The 17,060-nt window shown below is 70.0% G+C and carries 14 protein-coding genes and 1 tRNA gene; 5 read left to right on the plus strand and 10 right to left on the minus strand.

Annotated elements, in window-relative coordinates; all coding sequences use genetic code 11:
- Positions 1-4: 4 nt before the first annotated feature.
- Genes OG780_RS26375 through OG780_RS26385 form a run of 3 tightly spaced genes read right to left on the minus strand, consistent with a single transcriptional unit; the run spans position 5 to position 3,260 of the window.
- Positions 5-916 (minus strand): carbohydrate ABC transporter permease, encoded by a 912-nt coding sequence (locus tag OG780_RS26375; protein ID WP_328452160.1) that lies wholly within the window; start codon positions 914-916, stop codon positions 5-7.
- The gene (locus tag OG780_RS26380; RefSeq protein ID WP_328452162.1) at positions 913-1,941 is read right to left on the minus strand and encodes a carbohydrate ABC transporter permease; all 1,029 of its coding nucleotides are present in this window, start codon (positions 1,939-1,941) and stop codon (positions 913-915) included. Before OG780_RS26380 ends, OG780_RS26375 begins: the two co-directional genes overlap by 4 nt.
- Positions 1,938-3,260, minus strand: coding sequence for an ABC transporter substrate-binding protein (locus OG780_RS26385; RefSeq protein ID WP_328452164.1), 1,323 nt, complete (start codon positions 3,258-3,260; stop codon positions 1,938-1,940). Before OG780_RS26385 ends, OG780_RS26380 begins: the two co-directional genes overlap by 4 nt.
- A 389-nt stretch (positions 3,261-3,649) precedes the next feature.
- On the opposite strand from OG780_RS26385, the gene OG780_RS26390 reads away from it, so the two are divergent.
- The gene (locus OG780_RS26390) at positions 3,650-4,705 is read left to right on the plus strand and encodes a LacI family DNA-binding transcriptional regulator (RefSeq protein ID WP_326787592.1); all 1,056 of its coding nucleotides are present in this window, start codon (positions 3,650-3,652) and stop codon (positions 4,703-4,705) included.
- Between the two features lie 221 nt (positions 4,706-4,926).
- On the opposite strand, the gene OG780_RS26395 is transcribed toward OG780_RS26390, so the two are convergent.
- The 4 genes from OG780_RS26395 to OG780_RS26410 form a co-directional block, all read right to left on the minus strand.
- Positions 4,927-5,436: a GNAT family N-acetyltransferase gene (locus OG780_RS26395; protein ID WP_443062331.1), complete on the minus strand. Its 510-nt coding sequence runs from the start codon at positions 5,434-5,436 to the stop codon at positions 4,927-4,929.
- Positions 5,437-5,513: 77 nt separating this feature from the next.
- A tRNA-His gene (locus OG780_RS26400) sits at positions 5,514-5,586 on the minus strand.
- 109 nt (positions 5,587-5,695) lie between these two features.
- Positions 5,696-6,298, minus strand: coding sequence for an oligoribonuclease (gene orn / locus OG780_RS26405; RefSeq protein WP_328452169.1), 603 nt, complete (start codon positions 6,296-6,298; stop codon positions 5,696-5,698).
- Positions 6,299-6,461: 163 nt separating this feature from the next.
- Positions 6,462-7,700, minus strand: coding sequence for a helix-turn-helix domain-containing protein (locus OG780_RS26410; RefSeq protein ID WP_328452171.1), 1,239 nt, complete (start codon positions 7,698-7,700; stop codon positions 6,462-6,464).
- 1,367 nt (positions 7,701-9,067) lie between these two features.
- On the opposite strand from OG780_RS26410, the gene OG780_RS26415 reads away from it, so the two are divergent.
- Both OG780_RS26415 and OG780_RS26420 read left to right on the plus strand, forming a co-directional pair.
- Positions 9,068-9,595: a universal stress protein gene (locus OG780_RS26415; RefSeq protein WP_037619095.1), complete on the plus strand. Its 528-nt coding sequence runs from the start codon at positions 9,068-9,070 to the stop codon at positions 9,593-9,595.
- A gap of 185 nt (positions 9,596-9,780) precedes the next feature.
- Positions 9,781-10,344, plus strand: coding sequence for a GPR1/FUN34/YaaH family transporter (locus tag OG780_RS26420; protein WP_328452174.1), 564 nt, complete (start codon positions 9,781-9,783; stop codon positions 10,342-10,344).
- Between the two features lie 150 nt (positions 10,345-10,494).
- On the opposite strand, the gene glmS is transcribed toward OG780_RS26420, so the two are convergent.
- Both glmS and OG780_RS26430 read right to left on the minus strand, forming a co-directional pair.
- Positions 10,495-12,312: a glutamine--fructose-6-phosphate transaminase (isomerizing) gene (gene glmS / locus OG780_RS26425; RefSeq protein ID WP_328452176.1), complete on the minus strand. Its 1,818-nt coding sequence runs from the start codon at positions 12,310-12,312 to the stop codon at positions 10,495-10,497.
- A 14-nt stretch (positions 12,313-12,326) separates the two neighbouring features.
- Positions 12,327-12,584 carry a hypothetical protein gene (locus tag OG780_RS26430; RefSeq protein WP_326787600.1) on the minus strand — a complete coding sequence of 86 codons (258 nt, stop codon included), beginning with the start codon at positions 12,582-12,584 and terminating at the stop codon, positions 12,327-12,329.
- A 164-nt stretch (positions 12,585-12,748) separates the two neighbouring features.
- Here OG780_RS26430 and OG780_RS26435 point away from each other — a divergent pair, with 164 nt between their 5' ends.
- Complete coding sequence (locus OG780_RS26435; RefSeq protein WP_328458402.1) at positions 12,749-14,317, plus strand: purple acid phosphatase family protein; 1,569 nt, start codon at positions 12,749-12,751, stop codon at positions 14,315-14,317.
- Positions 14,318-14,446: 129 nt separating this feature from the next.
- Here the strand turns inward: OG780_RS26435 and OG780_RS26440 are convergent, their stop codons facing one another.
- Positions 14,447-15,328 (minus strand): DUF4429 domain-containing protein, encoded by an 882-nt coding sequence (locus tag OG780_RS26440; RefSeq protein WP_328452178.1) that lies wholly within the window; start codon positions 15,326-15,328, stop codon positions 14,447-14,449.
- A 135-nt stretch (positions 15,329-15,463) separates the two neighbouring features.
- On the opposite strand from OG780_RS26440, the gene OG780_RS26445 reads away from it, so the two are divergent.
- Positions 15,464-17,047, plus strand: a complete 1,584-nt coding sequence (locus OG780_RS26445) for a beta-N-acetylhexosaminidase (protein WP_328452180.1) — start codon at positions 15,464-15,466, stop codon at positions 17,045-17,047.
- The last annotated feature ends 13 nt before the right edge of the window (positions 17,048-17,060 follow it).

Consider the following 17,060-nt stretch of genomic DNA (forward strand, 5'->3'; position numbering starts at 1 on the left):
GCTGTCAGCCCTTGATCGCGCCCTGCATGATCCCGCCCACGATCTGCTTGCCGAACAGGAGGAAGGCGATGAGCAGCGGCAGGGTGCCGAGCAGCGCGCCAGCCATGATGACGGCCTGGTCGGGGATGTAGCCGGTGCCCAGCGCGTTGAGGGCGACCTGCACGGTCGGCTCCTGCTGGTTCAGGGCGATGATCGGCCACAGGAAGTCGTTCCAGGCCATCACGAACGTCAGCAGGCCGAGCACCGCCATCGCCGGGCGCGCCGCCGGGAAGACGACGTGCCACACCACGCGCAGACTGTTCGCGCCGTCGACCCGCGCCGCCTCGATGAGCTCGGAGGGCAGGGCCTGCAACAGGTACTGGCGCATGAAGAACGTACCGAAGGCGCTCACCAGGGTGGGCAGGATGACCGTCTGGAGCTGGTTGGACCAGCCCAGGTCGCTCATCCACAGATACAGCGGCACGACGGCGAGCTGCGGCGGGATCATCATCGTGCCGATGGTCAGCAGCAGCAGAAGTCCGGAGAACTTGAACCGCAGCTTGGCGAAGGCGAATCCGGCGAGCGTGGAGAACACGACCGTGCCGACGGTGATGGTCCCGGCGACGATCGTGGAGTTGACCATCGCGGTGCCGAGCCCGGCCTGCTCCCACGCGGCCTCGAGGTTCTTGAACAGGTTCCCGCCGAACCACAGCGGCGGCGGAGACTGCGCCAGCCGGGTGTTGTTGCGCGAGGCCGCGACGGCCGTCCAGACCAGCGGTGCGAGCGAGACCAGCGCGAACACGATCAGGACGAGATAGGTGACCGGACCCGCGTGGAGCTGCTTGCCCGCGCCGAGCACCCGGCGGCGTCCGGGCTCGCGCTTGTCCGGGGTCGGCCTCGCGTCTGCCGGGGAGGCGGTCAGTTCAGTCGTGGTCATTGGGATTTCCTCAGCCGTCGGGTGATCAGCAGGTTGATCGCGGCGATGATCAGCAGGATCAGGAACATCGTCCATGCGATCGCCGACGCCTTGCCGAGGTTGCCGATGTTCCAGCCCTGGTCGTACATGTACAGGCCGAGCGTCTGGTACTGGTGCGCGGAGCCGCCCTTCGAGCCGCTGACCCCGCCGAACAGGAGCGGTTCACCGAAGAGCTGGGTCGCGCCGATCGTGGACACGACGACCGTGAACAGGATCGTCGGCCGCAGCATGGGGATCGTCACGTGGCGGAACTGCTGCCAGCGGCCGGCGCCGTCGAGGGCGGCCGACTCGTACAGGTCCGTGGGGATCGCCTGCATCGCCGCGAGATAGATCAGCGCGTTGTAGCCGGTCCACCGCCAGATCACGATCGAGGAGACGGCGAACTGACCGCCCCAGTCGGACTCGCGCCAGTTGATCGGGTCCACCCCGACGAAGTGCAGCAGCCAGTTGATCATGCCGCCGTCCCACGAGTACAGCAGCGTGAAGACCAGCGTCGCCGCCGCCACCGAGGTGGCGTACGGGGTGAGCATCACGACCCGCCACACGGTCGAGCCGCGGAGCCGGTAGTTGAGCAGGTGGGCGATGCCGATCGCCATCAGCAGCTGCGGCACCGTGGAGATCACACCGATGGTGAAGGTGTTCCCCAGGGCGTTCCAGAAGAACTCCGAGGACAGCAGGTTCTTGTAGTTGTCCAGACCGGCCCAGGTCTGGTGGTCGAGACCGGAAAGCTGCACATTGTGCAGCGAGTACCAGGCCGTGTAGAGCAGCGGTACGAGCCCGAAGGCCCCGAAGACGATGAAGAAGGGGGCGATGAATGCGTACGGCGACGCCTTCATGTCCCAGCGGTACAGCCGACTGCGCCAGGACCCCGGGTCCTGCGGCGGCGTACCGCGACCCTGAGCGCCCCGGGCCGCGCCCGGCTGAGAGCCGGGCGCGGCGTCGGCGCTCGTCGCGGGGTGCGCGAGAGCCTGCTTGGAGCTGGTCACTGGCCGAGCACGTCCTTGATCTCAGCCTTTGCCGCGCTCCAGCCCTGGTCGGGGGACTTGCCCTTCTGCTCGACCTGGAGGATGCCGACGTCGGAGATCGCGGTGTTGATCGGCTGGTCCTTGGTACCGAAGTACTGGACCGGGATGGTCTTCGCCGAGTCACCGAAGATCTGCGTGATCGGCGCGTTGGAGAAGTACTCCGTGGTGGCGGCGGCCGGCGTCAGGGTCGAGTAGGCCGACGGGGTCGACGGGAAGCTCGCCTGCTTGGCGAAGACCTTCGCCTGCTGCTCGGGCGCGGTCAGCCACTTGGCCAGCGCGATGGCCTCCTTCTGGTGCTTGCCCGCCACCGGCACACCGATGAACGAGCCGCCCCAGTTGGCCGCGGTCGGCGCGGCGGCCACGTCCCACTTGCCCTTGCCCGAGTCACCGGACTTCTCCTGGATGTAGCCCATCATCCAGGCGGGGCAGGCCACGGTCGCGAACGAGCCCTTGGCGAAGCCCTGGTCCCACGTCGGGTCGAACTGCTTCAGCTTCGCCGACATGTTGCTGGTCGCCACGGTCATCGCGGTGTTCCAGGACTTCTTCACGCCCGTGGACTTGTCCCAGATGACGTTGCCGTCCTTGTCGTAGTACCGCTGGCTCTCGCCACCGAGGGCCGCGTTGTAGACCGAGGAGGCGGAGTCCACGAACTTGGTGCCGCTCGGCGCCTTCTTCATGTAGTCCTTGCCCAGCGCGACGTACTTCGCCCAGTCGCCCTTCCACTGCTCGGCGAGCTTGGTGCGGTCGGTCTCCAGACCGGCCTTCTCGAAGAGGTCCTTGCGGTAGCAGATCGCCATCGGGCCGATGTCGGTGCCGAGCGCGATGGTCTTGCCGTCCTTGGTGGTGGCCTGGGACACCTTCCAGGGCAGGAACTGCGACTTGTCGACCTCCTTGCCGAGGTCGACGAACTTGTCGGCCTGGGTCTGGACGGCCTCGGTGATGTTGCCGACCTCGATCGCCTGGATGTCGTCGGTGCCGGAGCCGGCCTGGAGACGCGTGAGCGTCTTGGGCCAGTAGACGTCGGTACGGGTGGTGACGTTCTCCTTGATGGAGATGTCGGGGTGCTGCTTCATGTACTCGTCGTAGAGGCCGGCCTGCTTGTATCCGAAGACGCCGAAGGTGCCTATGGTCAGGGTCGTCTTGCCCTTGCCGCTTCCACCGTTGTTGTCCGACGAGCCGTTGTCCGGGTCGCTGGAACAGCCGGCCAGCAGTCCCGTAGCCAGCGCGGCGACGACCGCGATGGCCCCCAGCCTGCGGGACCGGCGGGTACTCGTGCGCATTGCGTCCTCCTGTTGCCTGACGTGCCGACCCCCCGGCCAACTGCATTGGTGGCGCCCGTTGTTTCTCGCTGCGGCTCGGGCGGGGAACGTGCGGGATGTGTATGTGTCAGGTACTGTGGGAGCGCTCCCACAGGTGATGTGTTGAAGAGTCGTCGGTTCCGGCGGGGGTGTCAAGGGTGAAGGAGCGGAGAGATGCGTTCAGTTATCGGCCTGTTAGCTGAAGATGTCATTCCGCCACATGGCCGGAAGCGTCTCATGGTGCGTCCGGTGCCCGAAGGGCGGCGGGTTCGCGAGGTGACGCCTCCTGGGCGGCGGCCCAGCGGCGCGAGCCTCGCCGGACGAGGCTGTTAGATTCCAGGCCAACTTGGTTTCAACGGGAGGCGGAGGCCATGGCAGTCCACGGAGCGCGGGGCCGCAGCGGTGGGCGGCCGACCCTCGAAGAGGTGGCCGCGCGCGCGGGAGTGGGCCGTGGCACGGTCTCCCGGGTGATCAACGGCTCCCCGCGGGTCAGCGACGCGACCCGGGCGGCGGTCGAGGCGGCGGTCGCGGAGCTCGGATATGTTCCGAACACGGCGGCCCGCGCCCTCGCGGCCAACCGCACGGACGCGATCGCCCTGGTCGTCCCCGAACCGGAGACGCGTTTCTTCGCGGAACCGTACTTCTCGGACATGCTGCGCGGTGTCGGTGCCGAACTCTCCGAGACCGAGATGCAGTTGCTGTTGATATTCGCGGGAAGCGACCGGGAGCGGCAGCGCCTGGCCCAGTATCTGGCGGCGCACCGCGTGGACGGCGTCCTGCTGGTCTCGGTGCACGCCGACGACCCGCTCCCCGACCTGCTCTCCCAGTTGGAGATCCCGGCCGTGATCAGCGGCCGGCGCTCGGCGGAGGAGACGCTTCCGTCGGTGGACTCCGACAACTACGGCGGCGGGCGCGCGGCCGTGGAACATCTCGTCTCCCGGGGCCGCGGCAGAATCGGCCACCTCGCCGGCCGTATGGACGTCTACGGCGCCCAGCGACGCGTCGACGGCTACCGCCAGGGTCTGCGGGACGCCGGCCGCGAGGTGGACGACCGGCTGATCGTCCCCGGCGACTTCACCGAGGAAGGGGGCCGGCGCGCCATGACCCTGCTGCTGGAGCGCTTCCCCGACCTCGACGCGGTCTTCGCCGGCTCCGACGTCATGGCGGCGGGTGCCCGGCAGGTGCTGCGCGAGAGCGGCCGGCGCATCCCGGACGACGTGGCGCTCATCGGCTACGACGACTCCGCCATAGCCCGTCACATGGATCCGCCCCTGACCAGCGTCCGCCAGCCCATCGAGGAGATGGGCCGGGCCATGATCGACCTCCTCCTCGGAGAGATCGCGGACCGCCGGCCCGTGGCCTCCCGGGGGCTGGAGAAGCGTCAGCTGGTGCTGCCCGCGGAACTGGTGGTGCGGGCCTCGTCCTGAGGCGTGCGAGGGGCGGCTCTCGGAGCCGGCCTCCGGGGCGGCTTCGCCCGGAGGGCACCCTCGCGGTGCCGCACGGAGGCCCCGCGACGCCGGACGGCGGCTCAGGGGTGCCGTCCGTCGGACCGTTCCGGTTCCGTGCCTCACGCCAGGGACGGGGTGGGGTCACCGTCGTACCGTCAGCTCCCGGCGGACCTCGCCGTCCGGCCCGGAAACGGGTGGGGTCACCGTCGTACCGTCAGCTCCCAGCGGACCTCGCCGTCCTGGAGTTCGGCGGTCGCGGTGAGTCCCGCGGCCGCGGCGACGGCGGCCGAGGCGTGGTGAGCGGGGTGCACATGGGCCACGACCGTGCGGACGGGGAACGCCCGGACCGCATGCCGGACCAGTGACCTCGCCGCCTCCACCGCGTATCCCCGGCCCTGCCAGGGTGTGCCCACGACCCAGGCGACCTCCGCGGTCTCTTTCGAGACGGTCGCCTGCACCGTCCCCACCAGGCATCCCAGGGCCCGCTCCCGCAGTACCCAGTTGCACCAGAGGACGTCCGGATCCGGAGAGCCCGCGACGAGGCGCTCGTACCGGACCCGCAACGCCTGTGGAGTGTCCGGCGTCCCGCCGATGAACGCGTGCAACGCCGGATCGGCCAGTACCGCGGCCATCTCCTCGGCGTGCTCGGCCCGCAACGGGAGGAGATCGAGCCGGGTGGTGGCGAGGGGCTTCGTGGGGTGGGACACCAGGGGAGCGTACGGGCCGCGGGGTCCGGGAACGCAATCAGCCGGTGACCTGTTCAACAGGTCACCGGCTGATCGCTCAGGGTGAGTGACGGGACTTGAACCCGCGGCCACCTGGACCACAACCAGGTGCTCTACCAACTGAGCTACACCCACCATGTCCGGTCTTCGTGTTTCTCCTGACCGGCCGAGAAAAAGTGTACAGGGTCTGAAGGGGTGCTCGCGCACAGCTTTTTCCGGGGCCCATCCGGGCCCCGTCAAAGGCCTATTCGGTGGGCAGGACGTGCTTGGCCGCGATGGTGCGGGCGGTGTCAGAGTCCGGGCCGGGCTGCGGGACGAAGATCGCCTCGCGGTAGTAGCGGAGCTCGGCGATGGACTCGCGGATGTCGGCCAGGGCGCGGTGGTTGCCGTTCTTCTCCGGGCTGTTGAAGTACGCCCGGGGGTACCAGCGGCGGGCCAGCTCCTTGACGGAGGACACGTCCACGATGCGGTAGTGGAGGTAGTCCTCCAGCGTCGGCATGTCGCGCAGCAGGAAACCGCGGTCCGTTCCGACGGAGTTCCCGCAGAGCGGGGCCTTGCCCGGCTCCTTGACGTGTTCACGTACGTAGGAGAGGACCTGCTCCTCGGCGTCCGCCAGGGTCGTGCCCCCGGCGAGCTCCTCCAGCAGGCCGGAGGCCGTGTGCATCTGGCGCACCACGTCCGGCATCGTCTCCAGGGCCGTGTCCGGCGGGCGGATCACGATGTCCACCCCTTCGCCGAGCACGTTCAGCTCAGAGTCGGTGACCAGCGCGGCCACTTCGATGAGCGCGTCTTCCGACAGCGAGAGTCCTGTCATCTCGCAGTCGATCCACACCATGCGATCGTTCATGCGTCTCACCCTACGGCCAGCCTCCCTCCGGCGGACCCGCCCGTGCGCCCCGCCGGGGCGGCGCATCGCACCGGGTCCGGGCCCGCGGGTGAAGAGGTCCGCATGCGAAGGAGCCCGCACCCGAAGGTGCGGGCCCCGCGTGTCCTGCCGGCTGCCGCCGGACCTACGGCGCGCTGCGCTGTCCGGGCAGGCTCGGCCTGCCCGTGGCGTACAGCTCCGCCCGTTCCCGCATCGCCTCCGCGGAGAGCGACGCCGCCGCGCCCAGGCCGGCCGCCGCGGTGCGGCGGGTCTGCATCGGGACCGGGCCCGAGTGCTCCTGGTGCAGTGACGTCGGCGGTCCGACCGGACCCGAAGGGCCGTCCGGATCCGCGGTCCGCTCGGCCTGCGGCCTGCGGGCGCGGTACGCCGCCCGGTACGCGGCCGGGGACGAACCCAGCTGCCGCCGGAAGTGGCCCCGCAGCGCGACCGGCGAACGGAAGCCGCAGCGGCCCGCGACCTCGTCCACCGAGTAGTCGGACGTCTCCAGGAGGCGCTGCGCCTGCAGTACGCGCTGAGTGATCAGCCACTGCAGGGGAGCGCTTCCCGTGAGCGAGCGGAACCGGCGGTCGAAGGTGCGGCGGCTCATGTAGGCGCGAGCCGCCAGCGTCTCGACGTCGAACTGCTCGTGGAGATGCTCCAGCGCCCAGGCGACGACCTCCGCGAGGGGGTCGGCGCCGATCTCCTCCGGCAGTGACCGGTCGAGATAGCGCTCCTGGCCTCCGCTGCGCCGCGGCGGGACCACCAGACGCCGGGCGAGCGCGCCGGCCGCCTCGTTGCCGTGGTCCGTCCGCACGATGTGGAGACAGAGATCGATTCCGGCCGCCGTACCCGCCGATGTCAGGACGTCGCCGTCGTCCACGAAGAGCTCGCGGGGGTCGACGTGCACCGACGGATAGCGTTTGGCCAGCGTCGGCGCGTACATCCAGTGGGTGGTCGCCGGACGGCCGTCCAGCAAGCCGGCCGCGGCGAGCACGAAGGCGCCGGTGCACAGCCCGACTATGCGGGCGCCTTCCTCATGGGCACGGCGCAGTGCGTCGAGCGCCTCCTCCGGTGGTGGCGAGGTGATCGACCGCCAGGCGGGCACGACGACCGTGCCTGCCCTGGAGATCGCTTCCAGGCCATGTGGTGCGGTGAGTTCCAGGCCCCCTGTGGTCCGCAGCGGGCCTTCCTCGCCGGCACACACCAAAAGGCGGTAGCGCGGCACGCCGGCGTCCTGGCGGTCAATCCCGAACACCGACAGCGGAATGGAACTCTCGAAAATGGGGCCGCCGCTGAACAGCAGCACCGCGACGATCTCCTTGCGGCGTCGCCCGGACAGTTTCCGGGCCGCGGTTTCCGGCGCGGCAGTGGAGTCGTGGCTCATCCTGCTAAGCCCCCCTCGGTGGTCGCGGCTCCTCGGTTGTGTCGCTCCTGCACGTTTCCCCTCGGTCCTGCACGAGTCCCCCGCCGTAAGACAAGATCGAATCTACTGTGTCCCGTCACGCCAGGGTGACCAGTTCGGTACTCCGCAGAATGTCGACATGGCAACTTGGCGTGAAGCATTCGATCACGAAGCGTTGCACTCGTGGGCGCCGCAGGGAAGTGCGCCTCGTGGCAGTGGCCAATCCACATAGGGTGCGCGCGGCCTCCGTACCCCTTTAGGTGCAGGTCGAACGGGGGTTGGGGGGTCGTTCGAGCAAGGGATGTGCCACTGCCGGAAGTTGGCTGAAAAGAAGCGTAGGTGTACGCGCAAACCGGTCAGTCGACCGACTTGCTCCCCCCAGTGTGACGAGCGCCTCGGTGAACTCCCGTGCCGCTTCCGCCCCATGGGACGACCCTCGGGCCCGCTCCGCTCCCGTACCCCGTGATCCCCGTGGCTCCCGTACTCCCCGTGCAGGTCCTCCCGTGCCGTCCGCGCTGCCGCGGGACGCGTCGGCGCGGGCGTGACGTGCTCCGCTGCTCGTCGGCCAGGAGCGCCGCCCCCCGCTCGGACTGGCGCAGCAGGATCACACAGACTCCCGTCACGGCCGCGAGACCCAGCGCCGTACCGGCCGCGCCGGCGAGCGAGCTGCCGCACCAGAGGAGAACCACCGGGACCAGGACGCAGCTGAAGGCCGCCCAGCGGACCACGTCGCTCACCGGGTCCGGCGCGGGAGGAGCCGGGGGGCGCGAACCGGAGCATGTTCCCGATCGCGATCCGGAGTGTGATCCGGGTCGCGCTCCGGGGGGTGCCGCGGGCGACGCGGAACGGGCGGGGCGGGCCGGTGGGGCGGAGGGTACGAAGGGTGTGGAGGAGCGGGGGGCGGTGTCGGGTCCGGACACGTTCTGCTCCCTGGCGCTCCGGTGTTCTCCGCGCTCCGCACGGCATGTGATCTCCATGGCGTGCCTTCTCCGCGGCGGCTGCGACCGGTTCAACGCGTGTTCGACCCGCCGGTCACTGCCCGGCCCGCGGGGGTGTGCGTCCGGAAGGGGGCGGCCCGGCCCCGTCCGCCGACGGACTCCCCGTTCCCGGGGAGCCGGTGCAAATTCACAGGGGGCCCTGCGCAAACCACCTGTACAGGGCAGCAACCATTGCGTTACGGGCACCCTCTCGTGCATGCTCCCTGGAATGCCGCGTAAGGCGCGCGGGATCTGGGCAGAGGAGGCGTGCCGCCGTACCCTTGGGGGTATGGGGTTGGGAAGATGTTTCCCAGACACAGCTCTGCCGTTCGTTGTCGTCCCCACCACGAGGATCCAAACGCCGAGACACCCATGGCCGGTCACGAATTCTTCGATCCCGCGGACCGCAAGCGCCCGCTCGCCGATCCCACGGCGGCCGAGCCCCTGGCGGCGGAAGAACCCCGCCACTCCTGCGATCCCGCTTTCAAGCACGGCGTCGTCGTCGGTTTCGACGGCTCGACGTCCAGCGAGCGTGCCCTCGCCTACGCGATCGGGATGGCGCACCGCTCGGGCTCCGGCCTGATCATCGTCCATGTGGCCAACCGGCTGCCCACCACGGTGTGGGCGGGCTGCGAGCCGCCTGTCTTCGTCGACGTCCCGGACCACCGCACCGAGGTGCTGGGTCTCGAACTCGCCTGCGCCGAATACCTCTCCGAGGTGCCCTGGATCCTGGTCGAGCGCGGCGGCGACATCTGCCACGAACTCGAGGAAGTGGGCCGGGAGTACGAGGCGGACGCGATAGTCGTGGGATCCACGCACGGCATCGTCGGGCGCATCTTCGGCTCGGTCGCGGGACGGCTCGCCAAGCGCGCCAAGCGCCCTGTCATCGTCATTCCCTGACGCCCCGTCCCTTACGGGGCGGTCCGGCCGCGCCGCGCGCGACCGGCGGCGTTCTCTGTGCGGTGAGTGAACCTACCGGCGCGTAGAGGTGTTTGTGCCTTTGTGAAGGGCATATACGGGACGCCGGTCCTACGCGGCGACCGGTACGGCGCAGCACAACTGCACAGGCATGAAGGGAGCCCGCCGTGGACAACGACGTCTCTGCGGGAAGCACCACCACCATCGTAGGAAGACTCGCGCTCGGCGTGACCCTGCTGGCCTTCGGCCTCGGGTACACCGACTTGATCGACGGGGTGACGGCGGCCGACGCCGTGTCACTGGCCCACTACGTAGGCGGCGTCGCACTGTTCGTCGCCGGTCTGCTCGCCTTCCGCGACCGTGACACGGCCGACGGCACGGCCTTCACGGGACTCGGGGCCCTCTGGTTCACCTGGGCCGTCTCGGCCGGCGGCCAGGTCTCCGACAACGCGGCGGGACTCTTCCTGCTGCTCTTCGCACTCGTCGTGCTCTCGCTCGCCCTCGCGGGCGGGGGCACCCTCGGCCAGGGCACCTACGGACTGTTCTTCGTCTCCCTGCTGCTCCTCGCCGTCGGCCGTTTCGCGGACAGCACCGGCCTGGGCAAGGCCGGCGGCTGGTTCGCCGTCGCGGCCGGCGCGGTCGCCTGGTACGCGGCCACCGCGGCTCTCGCCCACTGGCCCACCGCGCTTCCGCGACGCGCCGCCGGCCGGGGGGTGACGGCCACCGGCTGACCTCGGCGCGGGCCGGGGTATTGGGCGGCTCCGGCCCCTCGAAGAACGATCCCCGTGCGCGGGTGGTGCGCACGGGGATCGTTCATGTCCGGCCGCCGGCAAGGGACTTGCGTGGCGACGAAGGGGCGGCGGACCGCCGCCCGGTGGTGACTACTCGACGGTGACCGACTTGGCGAGGTTGCGCGGCTTGTCGATGTCCCGGCCGAGCGCCAGCGCCGTGTGGTAGGCGAGGAGTTGGAGCGGGATGCCCATCAGGATCGGGTCGAGCTCGTCCTCGTTCTTCGGGACGACGATCGTCTGGTCGGCCTTCTCCTGGTGCCGGTGCGCGACGGCGAGGATCTGGCCGCTGCGGGCCTTGATCTCCTCCAGGGCGGCGCGGTTCTTCTCCAGCAGGTCGTCGTCGGGGACGATCGCGACGGTGGGGAGCGCCGGCTCGATGAGCGCCAGCGGACCGTGCTTGAGCTCGGAGGCCGGGTACGCCTCGGCGTGGATGTACGAGACCTCCTTGAGCTTCAGCGAGGCCTCGCGGGCCACCGGGTAGCCCCGGACGCGGCCGATGAAGAGCATCGAGCGGGCCTCGGCGTACTGCTCGGCCAGCTTCTTGATCTCGTCCTCCTGCTCCAGGATCTCGGCGATCTGGGCGGGGAGCTTGCGCAGGCCCTCGATGATCCGCTTGCCGTCGCGGACCGACAGGTCGCGGGTGCGGCCGAGGTGCAGGGCGAGCAGCGCGAAGGCGACGGTGGTGTTGGTGAAGCACTTCGTCGAGACGACGCAGACCTCGGGGCCCGCGTGCACGTACATGCCGCCGTCCGCCTCGCGGGCGATCGCCGAACCGACGACGTTGACCACGCCGAGGACCCGCGCGCCCTTGCGCTTGAGCTCCTGCACGGCAGCGAGGACGTCGTACGTCTCACCGGACTGGGAGACCGCGATGTACAGGGTGTCGGGGTCGACGACCGCGTTGCGGTAGCGGAACTCGGAGGCCGGCTCGGCGTCCGCGGGGATACGGGCCAGCTCCTCGATCATCTGGGCACCGATCATGCCCGCGTGGTACGAGGTGCCGCAGCCGAGGATCTTCACGCGGCGCACGGCGCGCGCGTCGCGGGCGTCCAGGTTCAGGCCGCCGAGGTGGACCGTCGAGAACCGGTCGTCGATGCGGCCGCGCAGCACGCGGTCCACGGCCTCGACCTGCTCGTGGATCTCCTTGTGCATGTAGGTGTCGTGGCCGCCCATGTCGTACGACGCGGCCTCCCACTCCACGGTGGTGGGCTCGGACGTCGTCCGCGTGCCCTCGGTGGTGTACGTACGGAAGTCGTCGGCCTTGAGCGTGGCCATCTCGCCGTCGTCCAGCGTGACGATCTGGCGGGTGTGGGTGACCAGGGCGGCGATGTCCGAGGCGACGAACATCTCCTTCTCGCCGATGCCGAGCACGACGGGGGAGCCGTTTCGCGCCACCACGATGCGGTCGGGGAAGTCGGCGTGCATGACCGCGATGCCGTAGGTGCCCTCGATGACGCGCAGCGCCTCGCGGACCTTGTCCTCCAGCTTCTCCTGCTGGGAGCGGGCGACGAGGTGGGTGAGGACCTCGGTGTCGGTCTCGGAGAGGAACTCGACGCCGTCGGCCTCGAGCTTCTTGCGCAGGTCGGAGGCGTTGTCGATGATGCCGTTGTGGACGACCGCGACCTTGCTGTCGGCGGACATGTGGGGGTGCGCGTTCTCGTCGGAGGGGGCGCCGTGCGTGGCCCAGCGGGTGTGGGCGATGCCCGTGGTGCCGGCGAAGCGCTTGGGGACCTTGGCCTCCAGATCGCGGACCCGGCCCTTGGCCTTGACCATCTTCAGGCCGGCCGACTTGGGGGAGGTCACGACTATGCCCGCCGAGTCGTAGCCGCGGTACTCCAGGCGCTGAAGGCCTTCGAGGAGCAGCGGGGTCACATCACGCCTGCCGATGTATCCGACGATTCCGCACATACAGGTAGATTCCCTCAGCCATAGACGATGCGGCGGAGCTGCCTGAGCGTGAGCTCCGGCGGTGCGACCGCGCGATATTTCAGGTCCGCCTCGATCCGTTCGAAGATCGACTCGTTCACCAGGCCCTGGGCCTGGAGCTCGCGGTGGCGGCGGCGGACGAACTCCTGGGTCGTCTCGTCGAAATAGGCGAGAACGTCCTGGATCACCCGCAGCGCCTCACCCCGGTTCAGGGGGGTCGACCGCGTCAAATGATCAACGAGTTCGTCGTGCACCCGTTGATCCTGAGGTACCGGAAGACGATTCGCAAGAATCCTGCCCGATATCGGGCAAGTGCTTGTTGAATCTCTCATGGTGTGCTGTTTGCAGGCTGTCCATCCGGCGTCTTGCGTCCCGTCGATTGCCCGGAGCAACTTCTGGAACCATGGACATTCCACGCATGGGCGTACCCGAGCGGCTCGCCGAGAAGATGACCATGGCCGAGCAGCACGAGTACCTTCGCGCCAAGTTCTCGCGGCGCAACATGATCAGAGGCGGCGCCGTGACCCTCGGCGCCGTCGCGGGCGGCGCCTTCGTGCCCGGCGTCGCACAGGCCGCCGCCCCGGCGCAGCGGACCTCCGCCCCGGCCTCGGCGGAGAAGGTCGACGGCGCGCTCGTCGCCCCCTTCGGCCGCCACCTCGCCTTCGGCAACGACCCGCGCACCGAGATGACCGTCTCCTGGCAGGTGCCGGCCGCGGTCGCCAAGCCCTACATCCGCATCGGGGCCCACCCCTGGGACCTCTCCCGCAAGATCGACGCCGAGGTCCGCACCCTCTACACCCCGGCCGGCGTGGGCGCGAGCGGCGACCACACCCAGTACTACCTGCACGCCAAACTCACCCACCTGCGCCCCGGGAAGACGTACTACTACGGCGTCGGCCACGCGGGCTTCGACCCCGCCCAGCCGCACCTCCTCGGCACGCTCGGCACCTTCACCACCGCGCCCGACCGCGCCGAGCCCTTCACCTTCACCGCCTTCGGCGACGAGGGCGTCGGCTACCACGGCCTCGCCAACGACGCCCTGCTGCTCGCCCAGAACCCCGCCTTCCACCTGCACGCCGGCGACATCGCGTACGCGGACCCGGCGGGCCAGGGCAAGACCGCCGACACCGGCTTCGACTCGCGCATCTGGGACCAGTTCCTCGCCCAGACCGAGACGGTCGCCAAGCAGGTCCCGTGGATGCCGGCGTACGGCAACCACGACATGGAGGCCTGGTACTCGCCCAACGGCTACGGCGGTGAGGAGGCCCGCTGGACGCTTCCGGACAACGGCCCCGACAAGGCCAACCTGCCCGGCGTCTACTCCTTCGTCCACGGCAACACGGCGATCATCTCGCTCGACGCCAACGACGTGTCCTTCGAGATCCCGGCCAACCTCGGCATCTCGGGCGGCACCCAGACCAAGTGGCTGGAGGCGCAGCTCAAGAAGTACCGCGCCGCGCGGGACATCGACTTCGTCGTGATCTTCTTCCACCACTGCGCGTACTGCACCTCCACGGCGCACGCCTCGGAGGGGGGCGTGCGACAGGAGTGGGTGCCGCTGTTCGAGAAGTACACCGTCGACCTGGTGATCAACGGCCACAACCACCAGTACGAGCGCACGGACGTCATCAAGGCGAACGCCGTCACCAAGAAGCTGCCGATCGGCGGCACGGCGTACACCGAGACCGACGGTGTCGTGTACGTGACGGCGGGCGCGGCCGGCCGCAGCCTGTACGCGTTCAGCGCCCCGGAGTCCTACGAGGGCAAGGAGAACGAGGTCGAGTCCGTCGCCTCCTTCGTCAACCTGAAGGAGGGCAGGCAGAACGAGACGGTCGCCTGGTCGCGCGTGCGCTACCTCAACTACTCGTTCCTGCGCGTCGACGTCCAGCCGGCCCCGAAGGGACGCCTGGCCACGCTGAAGGTCCGCGGTATCGCCGAGACCGGTGCGGAGGTCGACCACTTCACGATCGCGCGCCGGGCCAAGTAGCCCCCGGGCCCCTGCCCGGACGCGCCGGGTACCGCCGGCCCCCAGGAACCAGGTACGCCCGGAAGGCGGGGCGTACCGCCTCCCTGACCGGCGGCCGGCCCCCGCGCGGCGGTCCTCGCCCGCCTGTTTCTACAGGCGTTTGAGGACCGCCTGCTTGGCCAGGGCGAACTCCTCGTCCGTCAGGACGCCCTCCTTGTGCAGCTCGCCCAGTTCGCGCAGCCTGCGCAGGAGGGCGTCGTGGTCGGCCTCGGGCCCCGGCCCCAGGGCCGGGACCCCGTCCGGCTCCTCGGCGGGACGGTCCTCCACCGCCGCCGCCGGATGCGGCAGCCTCGCCTGCACGGCCGCCGCGACCAGCGCCATCAGCGGGTCCCGCTTGAAGCCCCACAGCTCCACGGAGTTGGGGTCGTACTTCGGCGGCGCCTTGGTGTCGGCGCCGCGCACGGTGAAGCGCAGACAGCCGTTCTCCAGCCCGGCCGCGGGCCGCCACTCGACGGCCGTTATGTCCACGAGCGCGAGCGTCCGGGCACCCGCCGCGGACTTCGCCTCCTCCGTCTTCCAGTTCCACTCCAGACGTACGCGCTCGCCGTCGAAGCTCGCCGTACCGTCACCCGCGGACGCGGACAGCGGCACCGCCGGGCCGGGCACCAGATAGCCGTCGACCGGACCGGTCGGGACCTGGTCGAGGAGCAGTGCGCCCCGCACCTCGTCCACGAGGTACTCGGCGACCCCGAGACGATCGGCCTCCACCGTGAGCTGATACGGGTCGTTCGGCTCCGCGAGCTTGCCGCCGGTCGCCTGGAGCAGCGGGTCGGCGCCGTCGCGCAGCCGGAGCCTGAGCCGCCCGGCCTTCTTTCCCTGCTCCAGCGAGACACCCGCCAACGCGCCGAGCGGCACGGTGAGTTCACCCAGGGTCCGGCGCAGCAGGCTGACGTTCTTGTCCCGCCCCGGCGTCAGTCGCAGAGTGTCGCCGTCGAAGATCCACGTGCCGTCCCGCTGGATGATTTCCGCCATGCGGGGGATTGTTCCACCCCGTCTGCGGCAGAGTGGTCTCGACCAATCAGAGGTCTCGACCAGATCGAAGGGCACGGCGAAAGAACGAGGCCGAGGACGGGCCGGGATTTTCGCCGGGCACCGAAGGGAGCGCATGTGAGACAGCACCACAGAACGCCCCGCCTTCTCGGTACGCTGCTGCTCGTGGCGACGGCCGGCTTCTCCCTCGTCGGCGCGGCACCGCACACCGGGACCGCCACCCCGCTGGGCCGCGTCGTCCCGGCCCCCGCCTCCGTCGAGCCGGGCGGAGCCCCGTACCGCATCACCGGTGACACCCGCATCCGCGTCGACGACTCGCGCGCGGCCCGCGCTGTCGGCGAGTACCTCGCCGGCATCCTGCGGCCCTCGACCGGCTACCGGCTGCCGGTCGGCTCGCACGGCGCGGGAGCGATCCGGCTCCGGCTCGGCGGCAAGGGACTGGGTGACGAGGGCTACCGGCTCGACAGCGGCGCCTCGGGCGTCACCATCACGGCCGGCAGGCCCGCGGGCCTCTTCCACGGCGTCCAGACCCTGCGTCAGCTGCTGCCCGCCGCCGTCGAGAGGAAGTCCGTACAGCGAGGCCCCTGGCTGATCGCCGGCGGCACCATCAGGGACACCCCGCGCTACGCCTACCGCGGCGCCATGCTCGATGTCTCCCGGCACTTCTTCACCGTCGCCCAGGTCGAGCGCTACATCGACGAACTCGCGCTCTACAAGGTCAACAAGCTGCATCTGCACCTGAGCGACGACCAGGGCTGGCGCATCGCCGTCGACTCCTGGCCGAGGCTGGCGGCCCACGGCGGTTCCACCGAGGTCGGCGGCGGACCGGGCGGCTTCTACACCAAGGCGGACTACCGCGAGATCGTCCGGTACGCCGCCTCGCGCCATCTGGAGGTCGTCCCGGAGATCGACATGCCCGGGCACACCAACGCCGCCCTCGCCTCGTACGCCGAACTGAACTGCGACGGGGTCGCGCCGCCGCTCTACACCGGTACCGAGGTCGGCTTCAGCTCGCTGTGCGTGGGCAAGCCGCTGACGTACGCCTTCGTGGACGACGTGATCCGGGAGCTGGCCGCGCTCACCCCCGGCGGGTACCTCCACATCGGCGGCGACGAGGCACACTCCACCAGCCACGCCGACTACGTGACCTTCATGGACAAGGTGCAGCCGCTGGTCGCCAAGTACGGCAAGAAGGTGATGGGCTGGCACCAGCTGACCGGGGCCACCCCGGCGGCGGGCGCCCTCGCGCAGTACTGGGGTCTCGACGACACCGGTGCCGAGGAGAAGGCGCAGGTCGCCGAGGCCGCGCGGAACGGGACCGGGCTCGTGCTGTCGCCCGCGGACCGGCTCTACCTTGACATGAAGTACACCGCCGACACCCCGCTCGGCCAGGACTGGGCCGGTCTGGTGGAGGTGCGGCGGGCCTACGACTGGGACCCGGGCAGCTACCTTCCCGGGGTGCCCGCCTCGGCCGTCAGGGGCGTCGAGGCGCCGCTGTGGACGGAGACGATCCAGAGCTCCGCGGACATCGACGTCATGGCCTTCCCGAGGCTGCCCGGGGCCGCCGAACTCGGCTGGTCCCCCGCCTCGACGCACGACTGGGACACCTACAAGGTGCGCCTCGCCGCCCAGGCGCCCCGCTGGGACGCCCTGGGCATCGGCTACTACCGCTCGCCCCAGGTCCCCTGGCCCGCGGGCTAGACGGAATGCCGAC

Origin of the sequence: Streptomyces sp. NBC_00386, from assembly GCF_036063235.1 — a bacterium.
Lineage (GTDB): Bacteria > Actinomycetota > Actinomycetes > Streptomycetales > Streptomycetaceae > Streptomyces.